This window comes from Rhodothermales bacterium (genome assembly GCA_013002345.1).
GTDB lineage: Bacteria > Bacteroidota > Rhodothermia > Rhodothermales > JABDKH01 > JABDKH01.
In genome coordinates this window covers 1-13,043 of the sequence record JABDKH010000182.1, presented here as the reverse complement: position 1 = coordinate 13,043, position 13,043 = coordinate 1, and the positions used below count along the sequence as shown (strand labels likewise).

General features: G+C 60.6%; 10 protein-coding genes and 1 tRNA gene. 1 reads left to right on the top strand and 10 read right to left on the bottom strand.

Annotation, left to right across the window (positions count from 1 at the left end):
* The 7 genes from HKN37_09135 to HKN37_09105 form a co-directional block, all read right to left on the bottom strand.
* Positions 1-1,750: lamin tail domain-containing protein (locus tag HKN37_09135; protein NNE46808.1), on the bottom strand; the 1,750-nt coding region annotated here is incomplete at its 3' end.
* A 33-nt stretch (positions 1,751-1,783) separates the two neighbouring features.
* The gene (locus HKN37_09130) at positions 1,784-3,031 is read right to left on the bottom strand and encodes an amidohydrolase (GenBank protein ID NNE46807.1); all 1,248 of its coding nucleotides are present in this window, start codon (positions 3,029-3,031) and stop codon (positions 1,784-1,786) included.
* Between the two features lie 36 nt (positions 3,032-3,067).
* A complete protein-coding gene (locus HKN37_09125) occupies positions 3,068-3,838 on the bottom strand; it encodes a hypothetical protein (GenBank protein ID NNE46806.1) in 771 nt (256 codons plus the stop codon).
* Positions 3,839-3,961: 123 nt separating this feature from the next.
* A complete protein-coding gene (locus HKN37_09120) occupies positions 3,962-6,118 on the bottom strand; it encodes a VWA domain-containing protein (GenBank protein NNE46805.1) in 2,157 nt (718 codons plus the stop codon).
* 37 nt (positions 6,119-6,155) lie between these two features.
* The gene (locus HKN37_09115; protein ID NNE46804.1) at positions 6,156-7,862 is read right to left on the bottom strand and encodes a S8 family serine peptidase; all 1,707 of its coding nucleotides are present in this window, start codon (positions 7,860-7,862) and stop codon (positions 6,156-6,158) included.
* Complete coding sequence (locus HKN37_09110; GenBank protein ID NNE46803.1) at positions 7,852-8,814, bottom strand: calcium/sodium antiporter; 963 nt, start codon at positions 8,812-8,814, stop codon at positions 7,852-7,854. The genes HKN37_09115 and HKN37_09110 overlap by 11 nt, the downstream gene beginning before the upstream one ends.
* A 2-nt stretch (positions 8,815-8,816) precedes the next feature.
* A complete protein-coding gene (locus HKN37_09105) occupies positions 8,817-9,659 on the bottom strand; it encodes a cytidine deaminase (protein NNE46802.1) in 843 nt (280 codons plus the stop codon).
* 124 nt (positions 9,660-9,783) lie between these two features.
* Here HKN37_09105 and HKN37_09100 point away from each other — a divergent pair.
* A tRNA-Leu gene (locus HKN37_09100) sits at positions 9,784-9,868 on the top strand.
* A 60-nt stretch (positions 9,869-9,928) separates the two neighbouring features.
* Here the strand turns inward: HKN37_09100 and HKN37_09095 are convergent.
* The 3 genes from HKN37_09095 to HKN37_09085 form a co-directional block, all read right to left on the bottom strand.
* Positions 9,929-10,489: a hypothetical protein gene (locus HKN37_09095; GenBank protein ID NNE46801.1), complete on the bottom strand. Its 561-nt coding sequence runs from the start codon at positions 10,487-10,489 to the stop codon at positions 9,929-9,931.
* A gap of 338 nt (positions 10,490-10,827) precedes the next feature.
* Positions 10,828-11,700, bottom strand: coding sequence for an alpha/beta hydrolase (locus HKN37_09090; GenBank protein NNE46800.1), 873 nt, complete (start codon positions 11,698-11,700; stop codon positions 10,828-10,830).
* 373 nt (positions 11,701-12,073) lie between these two features.
* Positions 12,074-12,580, bottom strand: a complete 507-nt coding sequence (locus tag HKN37_09085) for a hypothetical protein (GenBank protein NNE46799.1) — start codon at positions 12,578-12,580, stop codon at positions 12,074-12,076.
* Positions 12,581-13,043: the final 463 nt, after the last annotated feature.

Genomic DNA, 13,043 nt, shown 5'->3' with positions numbered 1-13,043 from the left:
CGATACGCGGCTCGAACATGATCTCATTGATAATGAGCTCGCCGGGACGCGGAAGGAGGTGAACCGCCGAGTTAGTTTCGACACGCAGGTTGCCGGATGCATCTGCAATCTGGCTGGCCCGAAGCGTTCCGGATTCGACGGACTCGAACAACAGGAAGTAGTCGTTGGAGTAGTGCGGCGTACCGGGCGCAATCACGTCGGGTACCTTCCCGTTCAGTTCAAACGCGACCGCTTCGATGCGAGCGACAGGCAGTGGCTCGGTGAACACGGCCCTCACGGCGGTGGCGGAGGTTTGCTCGACGAACTGCAGATCAGGCGGCTCGTTGTCGGGTAGGAAAACGCTGTTGATTTGGCCCGGTGTGGCGCCGTCGGGCGAGACTGAACGGATCCAATTCGGAGGGAAGTCAGATGGCGCCTCGGGGTCGATTCTTTCGAGCGATCCGGTCGTTCCGCCGGGGTGGGGCGCGTAGGTCACAGCATCGAGTGTATCGCTTTCGTGGATCAGCATGACGGAGTCGCCACTATTGTTCAGCGTGGGCCACCCGTCCATCTCGATAGCGGGAAGATCCGGGAATCGTTGTGTAAGTGAAGTGCTGTCGCGCGTGACAACCGCGAAGGCGCCTGGCTCCATCAGGATTCGACGTGTCGTGACTGGTGCTGCGGAGCGATCATCGCCGAGCCAGATCGACGAGAGGTCGATTCGTCGCGGAGAACGATTGTAGATCTCGACAAACTCCGACTCGGGAATAGCGGGTGCGAAATCGATTTCATTGATAACGAGGTCGCGCGGCTGCGGCGGATCCCCATGGTCCGGCATATCGAAGTCGATCGTGCTGATCGGAGTCACGTTGCCGGAAGGATCCGCAACTGAGTGTGCGGTCAGCCGGTTGATGCCGGACGGAAGCGGGTTGGAGGTCTCGATGCTGACCGTGTCGGTGAACAACCCCGTCGGGCAGTAGACAGCGATCGGTGCATCGCCGCTGTCCAAGCTGTAGGCGTTTGGAAGACAGGCGGACTCGGTCGCGACGGGTTCGCTGAATCGAACCGACAGCATTTGTGGACCTTCAATCATCACGGACTCCATCAGAGGCCCCGTGTTATCGGACTCCACGGCACGCGTAGCGCTGATGTCATCGAACCAGTGATCGGATCCGCGGGCCGCCGTATGCTTGATCCAGAGACCAAACTCACCGTCGGCGTCAAGGGGATCGGCCGGCGGTCCTTCCTCAATCACGAGGCGCCCATCGAGCCATGCGCGCCAGTTGTTTGAGTAGTCGTGCTCGACACGGATCTGGATTGCTGCGGAGTCGGAGGACAGGATATCGTCAGCAGCCGACCCGACGAGTTCTCGTTCGCCGAAGGCCGTGTCAGATGTGTAGAGTTTGAGCGTCCGGTCGTTCGAACCGATGAGCAGGTAGTACACGGTCGCCGGTTCGCGAGTCGCGGACCACAGGACCACCCGCACCTGGTTGAAGTTGCTGAGCGGACCACCCCGGTATCCGTATCTCAGGTTCCACGTTCCGTAGGCTGATGGGGAGTTGGTGCTGAGGAGCAGCGTGTCGCTTTCCGCGAGGCCCCGCGTTGCGAGGCGTTTGCCGCCGGGAGTGTCTTCAATGAACCAGCGGTCGAGCTCGCCCGTCCAATGCGGTGATTCGGTCAGGTCACCATCTTCGAAGTCTTCGACGAACTGGCCGTGCGTCGACTGACAGACCACGGCGAGAAGAAAAAGGAGGCAGAGTGTTTTTGACATACGCCGGTGCTTTTGTTCGCACCGACGCGGGCACTAGGCGACCGTGGCTTGCCGGACCGCTTGCTCCCTCAGATGGCTCATCAGCACACAGGCCATAAGCTGGGCTGCAGGCGCCAGTGACTCTTCGTCGATGTCGAATCGAGAGTCGTGAAGGGGGTGGCTGGTCGCAGGTCCGGAGGCTGTACCGACGCGCAACAGCATACCCGGAATGTACTTCAAGTAGTACGCGAAGTCTTCTGCACCCATGCTTGGAACCGGTATACGAACGATTGCCTGATCGCCGAACAGTTCTGTGATCGTCGCGGCAACACCCTTGACCAATCCGGGGTGGTTGATCACCGCCGGTGCGCCATCGGAATACTCTGCTTTGACGTCGGCGCCGTACAACCGGCCGACATCCTCCGAGATCTGAATCGTGCGCGCCTTCAGTCTCGCACGTTCGTCCTCGTCGATGCACCGCAACGTCCCGCCGAATTCGACTTCTGCCGGAATCACGTTGAATGCGTGGCCGCCGGCAATACGGCAGATCGTGAGGATCGCCGAATTTCTGGCATCCGACAGTCGGCCGACCATCTGGTAGAGCTGTGTGGCGATCTGCGTCGCGACCCAGACCGTGTCGATCGTCTGATGCGGCCGTGCGGAATGGCCCGAAGTGTCCGAGCTTACCTGAACAAGGAATCGGTCTGCGGAGGCGGTTGCCGGTCCTGCGATGAGGCCGTACTGACCGACCTGCAGCGTTGGATCGACATGGGATGCGTAAACCGCGCTCAGGCCGTCGAGCACGCCTCCGTCGATCATCACGGGCGCTCCGCTCGGGACGCCCTCCTCATTGGGCTGAAAGAACACGCGCACCGTTCCGTGCAGGTGCTGCTTCAAGCCGTGTAGCAGGACCGCCACACCGATCGCGACGGACGAATGTGCATCGTGGCCGCAGAGGTGCGCCGCGATGTCGCTGGTCGAGCGATACGGAACGTCCTTCCGATCCTCAGCCTCGAGGGCGTCTATGTCTGCCCGGTAGCCGACCATAGGACCGGGGTGATCACCCTTGATGTCGACGTACAGACCGGTGCCGGCTATCTCCTGAATACCCGTGACACCTTCCATCTGCAGGATTTCGCGGATGTACTGTGCCGTCTTGTGCTCCTGGAAACCGAGCTCGGGATTGGCGTGCAGATGCCGACGCACGGTACGAAGCAGGTTCGCGAGATTCTGATGGACCTTCGACAGATCATCCAGGTCGCGATCTGTCATCAGCCGTTGATTCTGTCCGTTAGTACTCATGACTCTTGGAAAACCTTGCGCATACGCAGCGCCGACTTAAATGTCCGTCCGTGGGCCGGTCCAGTGCGGAAACAGCATGTGAAATCGCGCCACCATAAAACTTGCCTCGGCGAGAATGATCTCCCGCTCGTCTCCGGATGTCGAATGTCTGTCCGCGATAGCCCTCTGGTGCAGTTCGAAGTCGGCTCCGTCGAGTTGAGCAAGGTGCCAGTAGTCTCGCGCCCGTTGCATCATCTCGGACAGCCGATCCGGGTCGTCTCCCAGTGAGGGATCTTCCAGGAGAGGGCTGGCAAATGCGGCCAGCGCTTCGGGCGAATCGATGGCACCGTCGGGGGCTTCGTCGACGCCGACCGAATCGTCAGACTCGTGTTCACCGCATTCGAGCTCGCAGAGAACCTGGAGCAGCGCAGACGGATTCGACGAGGTGGCACTGCCGTTTCGCAGCGACCGCGGAATGGAACCCCAGTTGCTTCTCAGTTGCTCGACCAGGGCGGCAAAGACGGCCTCTTGCTCCAGGCTCGGTGTTTCGCCGACGAGCAGTTCCTTGACCCGTCCGGTCAGGGCTGAATCCCGATCGCTTCCAGAGCCGAAGTAGACCCAGAAGAGTCGTGCCGTTTCCATCATGGAGAGGCAGTCGACCAGTTCGTGGGTCGGAGCAGACTCCGGCGGGTCCAGCGTTTCTCTCCCGTAGAGATCGAAAATAGGGGCGGCGAACCGCTTCAGAGCGGGAAAAGGAACGCCTGCATCTCCATTGCGAAACGCCTGGATCGCGTCAAGCGCCTCGCGCCGGTCTACCGATTCATCCATGTGTTGGGAGCCTGGTGGTAACTTTTCGGCCGGTACGATGTGTTGATAAACGCGGCAAAAAGGTCAGATAGCTTTCTGGGACGCAATTGTTTCGACATGGGCGAAGGTTTCGCACGAATTCAATCAACTCAGCCCGGCACGTTTACGCAGGACCCACTCGACTGCGAGTGACAGGATCACGATGAGCAGGAATGCGGGTTGGCGCCACAGCTCGAGTTCCCTCCGACGCTCGGAGACGACGGGCTCAAAGCGGCCCGAAGACGCAACGAGCTCCGGCAGGCGGCTGAACGTCCCGGGCGTCAAGGCTGCACCGCCGCTGCGCAGGGCAATCTGGCGCATCAGCAAGGGATCGGCGACCGGATTGCGAAACTCGAGCGTCAAATTCCCGACGGCGAAACTGCCGGCGTCCGTGCCGACGGGCGAGCCTGCGCGGATTGCTGTTGCGCGGTACCGGTACGTGCCTTCGCCGAGCGGGCTGGCGTCGAGAACGTAGCGGCCGTTTCCTATCGATTCCATTCCGTAGCGGTACTCGTCTCCGGTGGGTGCCGTGACGAGGATCTCGATGTCCGCATCGCTCACGGGATTCATGCTCTCGTCGTAGACCTGCCCGGTGAAACCGATGCGATCGCCACCGGCAAATTCACCCGACGTGGTACGCACTCGAACCATTCGATCGTCCTCGGCTGCGGATACCCACTGGATCAGGTTGCGCAACAAACCGGGCCAGTGGTCCTGGTACGCCGAGAGGGCCTCCGGAAGGTTGGCCATCCTCCACGTTCCGGCACCGAAGAACACCGCCGTGCGGGTGCCGGACTGTGATCTTACTGCCAGCAGGGGATCTTTGAGATTCACGTCGCGCACGCGGGCCGTCGCGAGGGTGCGCGCATCGGCCGCAACAGTCCACGGTGCGTCGGTCGTCGTGACCGGTGGAAGGCGGAGCCACGCTTCGCCCGCAGCGATTCCCTCCAGGACAGAGTGGCGATGGCCCGACGGCGTCGGCACAGGAGTGGCCTCGTAGAACGTCCGCTGACGACGCGGGACGGTCGTGCCGAACACCGGCGACAGGATCTCCTCGAACCGCCTCAGGTCCATGTGGCGCGACGCAATGAAGATACCCGGTGTGCCGCTCGCGATGGCCGTGGCAACGCGACGCACATCATCGACATTTGCGGAAGGCGCGGGGAAGCCTGCCAGAACGATCACGTCAACGTCACCAAACGTCGTCGGCATGCCGGTTCCGTAGTAGCCGCCACCGCGCTTTTGGACAATCGTAGAAACCTCATTGCTTTCATCTGTCTCAAGGATCTGCCGCATCGCGGCCAGGTCGGGGTCAGGGCCTCCGCCAACGAGAAGGATGCGTCGTCGCCGGTCCAGCACTCGCACGTTGGTCGTCGAGACGTTGTTTCTGAATGTCGCCTCTCCCTCGAGGCCCGTTACCCTTACAATGAATTGCTTGAGCCCGGGCGAGTCCGGAGTGAAGACCATGCTCACAGATGCCTCCGTGCCGTCCGGTGGCACGTTGACCCTGGCCGAGCCGACCGTCGAGTCCTCGACAGACACTGAAACGACAACGCGTGATCCGGCAAAGCCCGTGGCCACGATGCCGACCTCGAAGGGCAGACCCACCCCGGTGTATGTGATGTCATTCGTGTTGACGCGGGAGATCCGTATATCCCGTTTCTCGGTCGAATCTCCGAGCACGACGGTATAAATGGGGACGTCAGAGCGATCGGCCGTGTGACGCGGATTGCGCCCCGACGTGTAGCGGCCGTCGGAGACAAGCAGTACAGCGCCGAGGTTGGATTCGGACAGTTCAGAGCGGACATACTCGACAGCGGCAGAGATGTCCGTGCGCTGCCCCTCGAACACAAGACTGTCGAGTGATGGCTCATCGGCGACCAGATTGCTCACCCGACTGTCGAACGAGAAGTAACGAACCGTCGACGGTGCCCATTCTCCGAGCGCATCCAGGAGTGTGGGGATCCGTTGATCCGGAGCTGCGGTATCTCCGCCTCCATCTCCAATTCGCATGCTCTCGCTCGTATCGATCAGAACGGCCAGGATCGGATTCTCGGTGATAGTGGTCAGACGCGCGAGGATCGGTTCACAGAGCAGGAGAATGATGATGAAGAGCGACAGGAAGCGAAGCGCGCCGAGCAACGCACGCTTGCCGACGGAGAGCGCCGGAGTTGTGCCCCGGTACATGAGGACTGATCCGAGCCCGGCGGCTATCGCACCAAGCACGAGCAAGACCGGATTAAGTCCGAAGAGAATCTCCATCACACAGGCCGGTCGTGTCGGACGTGGCGAGTACTGATCACAGTCGTGCGACCTGGCCGGCGCGCGTGCCGTCGCGGGTTGTCAGAACGTATACGTAAATGCCCGCGGCAAGACCATCGTTGTTCCACATCACGGTGTGACTGCCGGCGGACACGACATCGTCCAGCGGGCGGGCCACCTCGCGTCCGAGGAGGTCGAAGATTTTCAGGGAGGCATGTCCCGGGTCGTCGCTCTCGAACGCGAACGTCACGTGATCGTCGAATGGATTCGGGTATGCGGAAATCCGAACAGGCTTAACCGGGCTCTCACGTTCTGTCGAGACGGCGATGGCGGCGGCCACGGCAATCTCCGCATTAATGATGCCCCAGCCCAGCGAGTTATCCGGGTTCTGTGACTGGCTGGCAGACTGCTTCAAAAGATTCAGAACCTGCATCGGCGTGAGGGTCGGGTTTGCCTGCAGCATCTGACACGCGACGCCGGCAACCATCGGTCCGGAGAACGACGTACCGTTCCCGTATCCCATACCTGACGTTGACGACGCATGGTACACAGTTACGCCCATGGCAGAGACGTCGGGTTTGATTCGACCGTCTGCCGTCGGACCGTACGAACTGAAGGATGCCCGGGTACCGCTCGCGTCGACGGCTCCAACGGCGATGACCGAGTCGCCGTCCGCAGGAGTCCCTATGTAGTACCAGCAATCCAGTGGTGAACCGCACCCGGCGGATACCCAGTTGCCCGCGCTGGTCACGACAACGACGCCGAGCGAGGCGGCCATATCCGCCGCGATCGTCGTGATGCCCGTGTCGCCGTTCAAATCATCTGTTGCATAGCTATGCTGCCCGTCGTCGAACGTCGTATAGCCAAGCGACACGTTGACGACGTCCACGCCCATCGATTCCAGCCATTCCATTCCCGCGACGAAATTGTCCTCCTCCTGGTTCGTCTCGGTGGGGGCGAATTCCGTCGTGGCGGCTACGATCTCTGCGCCGTAGGCAGGGCCGATGAGCTGGCCATCCAGAAAACCGGCCGCGATCGAGGCCACGGATCGGCCGTGGAGGTTGGTCTGACTGAGCCCGGTGAAGTCGCGGACCTCTATCAGGCGTCCTTCCGTCTGCATCGTGTTGAATGCCGGGTGGTTGAAGTTGTCGAACGTGGTGTCGAGAAAGCCAAGGCGGACACCGGTCCCGTTGAAACCCTGTTCGAGCGGCGGAATCGCATTGACCACGTCAAGCTGAGTCTCGGATGGACCGTACGCCATCCGAGAGCTCGTGCGGAAAACGGGCGGAACGGGAGAGTGGTCGACCAGATCGACCGTCAACGGCGTTTCCTCGACCACTGCGACGCCGACGGGCCGGACTTCGCGAACGAAGGGCAGGGTGCGGACGCGGGTGACCTTCTCCGGAGTCAGCCAGGCGCTGATGCCATTGAGCCAATTGCTAGTAACGTGTTGGCGTACATCCAAATCTGCCAAATACTGAATGTAATCTGTAGATACGGCTTTGAGCAGGGACGCGGCATGTGGTCTGCCTCTCAACCGCCTCCGATCCATTGCACGCTCCGTGGCATGTGCGGATGCGGCAGGAGCCGACATGTCCACAGTCTCGACTTTGTCTGTGAAGAGGACCCAGTATTTGACCGAATCCGGCTCGTCTGCACGGGCTGGCGCGGACAGGCAGGCCGCGACGGCCATGAGCGCGACGACCCGGATTAGTGAGGCTGAGGCCGGTAGTCTATGCAACATATGGGTAGACGAGATAGGTCAGATATCCAACAAAGCCTGTAAGAAGTACGCCGCCCTCAAGGCGAGTGATCCGGTATTGCGTCCAGGCCAGCGGCAGAAGGAGTACGCCGAAGCCGAGCATGACCGGAAAGTGCACGTCGAGCGATTGTTGATCGACGTGGAGAGGTTGAATGAGGGCGACCAGGCCGACAACGAAGAGAACGTTCAGCAAGTTGCTGCCCAGAACGTTTCCAACCGACATATCGGCCTCCTTCTTGATCGCGCAGACGAGGGAAGCGGCGAGTTCCGGGAGGCTCGTGCCGATCGCCACCACTGTGAGGCCGACGACCGTTGGGCTGATGCCCATATTGCTTGCGATGCTGGTGGCGCCATCCACCATGAGGCGTGCTCCCAGGCTGAGCATCAGGATGCCTCCGACCAGGTAGGCAACCTTCTTCCAGGGACGAAGGAGAATAGCCTCCTGACCCGCGTCATTGATCTGTTCGACGGCGGGAGATACACCGGACCTGCGGGCGTCAAAAACCACGAACATGAGAAAGGCGAAAAGGCCCGCAACGAGGACTGCGCCATCGATACGACTGATTACGCCGTCGAGTGCCAGCAGGTAGAACAGCAGCATGACGCCCATCATGATCGGGTATTCCTTTCTCAGTGTTCCTTTGCTGACGCTCATGGGGTACACGAGCGACGACAGGCCGAGGATCAGCGCGATGTTACAGACATTCGATCCGATGATATTGCCGAGTGCTAGGGCTTCTTGCTGACTGAGCGCGGCGAAGAAGTTGACGAGAAACTCCGGCATGGACGTGCCGAGGGCGATCACCGTGAGGCCCACGACCAGGGGACGAATGCCGAAGCGCAGCGCAAGAGACGCGGCGCCGCGGATGAGCCAGTCGGCGCCGAAGTAGAGCACGACGAGGCCGACGGTGAATATGAGGAAGTCTGTAATCACCTTCAGCCGTTCTGATGCGGATCGGATTCGGAGTCGTGTCGGCGAAGGAGGGCTGTGCCGGTGAAGGACCCGGGTAGCAGCGCTTCCGGCGTGGTCGTGTGGGGTGGCTCGGGACCGCGGTCCATCAAAATCGTTGAGCCCGGAGCAAGTTCCGCCAGGACCTGTCGGCAGGCGCCGCAGGGGCTGCCCTGTGGGTCGAGCGGGCACGATAGATAGAGCTTGCTGGCGGGCGCGAGGCCGTAGCTCGCGATGGTACCGACGGCGTTGCGTTCGGCGCAGATGATCCGATTCCAGTCGACGTTCTCGACGTTGACGCCGGGGATGGCGGTGCCGTCGCGAAGGACGGCGATGCAGCCGACGGGAAAGGCCGACTCGGGTATGAAGGCGTTCGCGGCGATCCGCCGTGCGGCGTCGATGCGGGCGAAGTCGATGCGGGCGAAGTCGATGCGGGCGGAGTCGGATTCCGGGATGCGGATGGCGGGATTCAGCTCCGTCGTCAGAGCCGGCAGGGGTGAGTCGTTGCGGAGGATGAATACCTGTTCATTCAGCTGACGGAGCGGTACGATGCCGAGTTGTGTCAGGTAGCTGGCTTGCGCGGTAGTGGCGGGGTGGCTCAGGGCGACGGCGACGATATCGTAGCGGCCGGCGGCGACGGATGTGGAGATGGCGTTGACGGCTGCATCGATGGCCAGCGAGAAGGAGGCGGTTTCCACTCGAACGCCGGGGACCCATGCGCCGTCGGAGAGCAGGACGGTAGCGGCCTGAGCGTCACCGGAGTAGGTGGATCGGGAGCGGGCTATGTAGTCCGTGGTCCGCTGTAGGAGGTCGGCGTGGGTATTGGGCATGTGGGGCGCCGCTGCCGTGTTTGTGGCACATAGGTATCGAACGGTCGTGATTATGTTTCTGGTGATTTGCGGGTGTGGTGTCTCGTTGCGTGGGGGTCGGGGTGTGCCTAGCTTTGAAGGTGATGCCGGGATGGCGGAATGGTAGACGCAACGGACTTAAAATCCGTTGGGGCATTTGCCCCGTGTGGGTTCGAGTCCCACTCCCGGTACAGCTACTGGGCGGAATTGGAATTCGGCTTCGCCGGGAGCGTCGCCGACCTTCCACCGATTCAGCTCTCAATAACGTCCGGATCGGGCTTCATGCGCCACGCCACCACGAGGCCGACAAACACCCACATTGCGATCCGGTGTAGCGCTAGAATCACCGTGTCGTCGAGCGGATAGCCACCGATTCCGTAGTTCGCGACATCAATAGCAACAGCAAACAGCAGGCCAATAGCGGCGAAGAATAGAACTCGATTCCTGTAGCTGTCGCGGAACCGGGTGGACAGAAGCGACAACATCCACGCGGCAATCACCGTCGCCACGAAGAAGATCAGTAGATCCACAAGCATCATTGCCCCCGCTGCTTCGTGACCCACGCCTCCATATAGAATGCTGAAGACGGGCTCTCCATCCGGGAAGCCCTTTTGGGGAGTTCCTTCTGGATTACATGCATACCGACCTGGCTCAACGATGCTGGCTTTCAGAAGGTCGTAGACTTCCCGTTCGTTCGTGATGCTCTTCATTTGCATACTGTGTTCGAACCCGAGCACAGCGTTCACGACAAACATCCAGATGCTCATGGCAATGCCACCCAATATGCCGGACGTGATAATCTTCGTTCTCATAACGCCACCTGCTGTTCGTACCACGTGGTCCTGGACCGCGACAATCGTCTACTTCGACGATCCTCTCCATCTTAAATAGTTGAGGACGGTGACTGCTGTCTGCGGGGGATTCCCCGAAAAACAAAGCCCCGACCTGCATCGCAAGCTGCGGCTATCGGAGGCGCATTGTATTGGCCTGTTACTTCGCCACCACCATCCGACGCGTCTCAATGAAGTCCCCGGTCTGGAGGCGGTAGAGGTCGACGCCTGAGGAGAGGCCCGTGGCGTCGAAGGTTACGTCTTGGGTGCCCGCTAGGCCGTTCCTACACAGTCGCGATTGGTTCTTCCTCAGACGGCGACTATTCCGGCACGGTCGCCAGGAACTCTCCCAGCACTTGGTTGAACTCATCCGGCTTGTCCACGAAGAGCGCGTGCGAAGTCCCCTCGATGACCTCAACCCGAATCTCGGGCCATCCTTTACGGACCAGCTTAGCCTCCTCCACGGCCCAATCCAGCGATGACGCGATGAATAGCGCCGGGCGGTCCAGAGAGTTCAACGCAGGTCGCAGATCTGTCGGCCCCATCAGGATGATGTTCGCAATCATCATCGCGGCAGCATTCGTCGGCGTGGCGAGTGCTGCCTGCGTCATTGCCTCCAGATACTCATCCGATTGAGGGCTACGATGAATCGCCCTGATGAACTCCCGAGTCCACTCCTCCCGCTCCGTCTGAAGGCTGATGAACCTGGACGTAAATACCTCGGGCTGCTCTATGTTGATCACATGATCGACAAGTACAACTGCTCGGATATTCTCGGTCCCGACTTCGTGTGCCAAGATGAGGACTTCCTGCATGCCGAGCGACCATCCAGCCACGACCGCAGGTGCCCCGCCAAGGTGCCCGAGCAGTTCCCCTATATCGAGCGCCCGACGTGAAGGATGGTACCCATGCGTCGGCTTCTCGGAACGGCCCTGCCCGCGAGGATCGAGAGAGACGACCCGATACGTCGAGCCAAAATGCCGAATCTGATGCTCCCAGATCTCTGCGGGCATGGTCCAACCCGGCACAAACACGAGGGTCGGACCGGAGCCCGATTCCAGGTAGTGAAGCTCGACACCGTCGCTCGTCGTGAAATGGCCGCTCTTGAACTCCTCTTGAGCACATGTTGGCCTGACGCCCAACGTGCACATGGAGAGGAGCAATGTGGCGACGATGACTATACGCATTCTCATGGCGTTTATCTCCATCTTCGACCGAGGTGCATCAAATAAGGCGCTGGGCTCAGGCGTTGGCGAGGGGGCAAGAACCTCGATGTCAAACGGTGCGGCAACAGGGATCATGGTCGGTAGAGAGGGTGGGAATGTCAAATGCGCCCAAGTCTTCCGGTTATGGACACCAACTCTGACAAGTCGGCACGACAACAAAGCCCCGGCCTGCATCGCAAGCCGGGGCTGTAAGCCAAAGGGGTAACGAGCTAATCTCGCCACCCCCTTGCTTGACTCTCAGAGATTCGGAACTATAAACTAAAGCCCGTAATCACTGGAAGGCCAGGATGCCGCTCTATGCGAGGCACCCCGAAGGCTTACCTCGTCTCGTCCGGCTGGGTCAGCGCGGTGTGAGGCGGTAGTAGAGGGTGAGGTTGCCTAGAGGCAGCGCCGTCCACCCTGAACTCTCTGCAGGGACGGGCCCGTCGGAAGCGTTCAGTTTGATTTGGATGATGTAGAGTTCGTTCCGGCAGGTGCCCGAAGCCAGCTTTGAGCCGCCGTCTCCACCGACCAGCGCTTTCTCGGCCCCGTCGATGCAGTACACCACCGGAGACGCGGGCGAAGGGTAGTCCGGCCAGATCAACGGCCAGATGTCGTAGCCCTCGTGCCTGAGACCGTTCTCATCGGTGTACGGCACCGCGGGGGGTGCCAAGTCATGCACGTGCCAGTTGTTCCACGAGCCGCGCGCGCTCATTTTCGCCGCGGCTGCGTCGCCCGCCGTGGCCACCACAGATTCCGGAGCGACGGTGCTATCGCAGGCCGAGATAAAGAGCCCCGACATAGTCAGCGCCAGCAGGGGTATCAATAACGTGTTGTGGCGGCGAACCGCCGGTAGAATTGCTCGCATTGAGGTCATCTCCAGTATAGAAAGGAATGATATACGGTGCCCACTGCCGCCGGTCCCTACACGAGATGACGGGGCTACCCTGACAATACGCCGTTCTGAAGCGGGTGACAAATTCCCCCGTCAGGGAGCGACGCCTACAATACGACTGAAGGCCCTCACCGCCCCCCAGCCGCCCGGTCTGCTGGGGGTGACTCTTCGAGTACGGGCTCGGCTTGCTGTTGCTGTCGTAAATCTGTAGCTTAAACATCGACAGAGCAGCTGAAGGCTGCCTACAAAACCGCCGACAGCATGAGGGAGAAACTGACCTCTTTATAGCATGAGGTCTGATTGCAGACGGACTTAAAATCCGTTGGGGCATACGCCCCGTGTGGGTTCGAGTCCCACTCCCGGTACAGGGGGAAGAGGTAGAAAATGTGGATTTTCAGGCCCCAACGGCCTTCTAAGATCCGCCCAAGTCTACCCT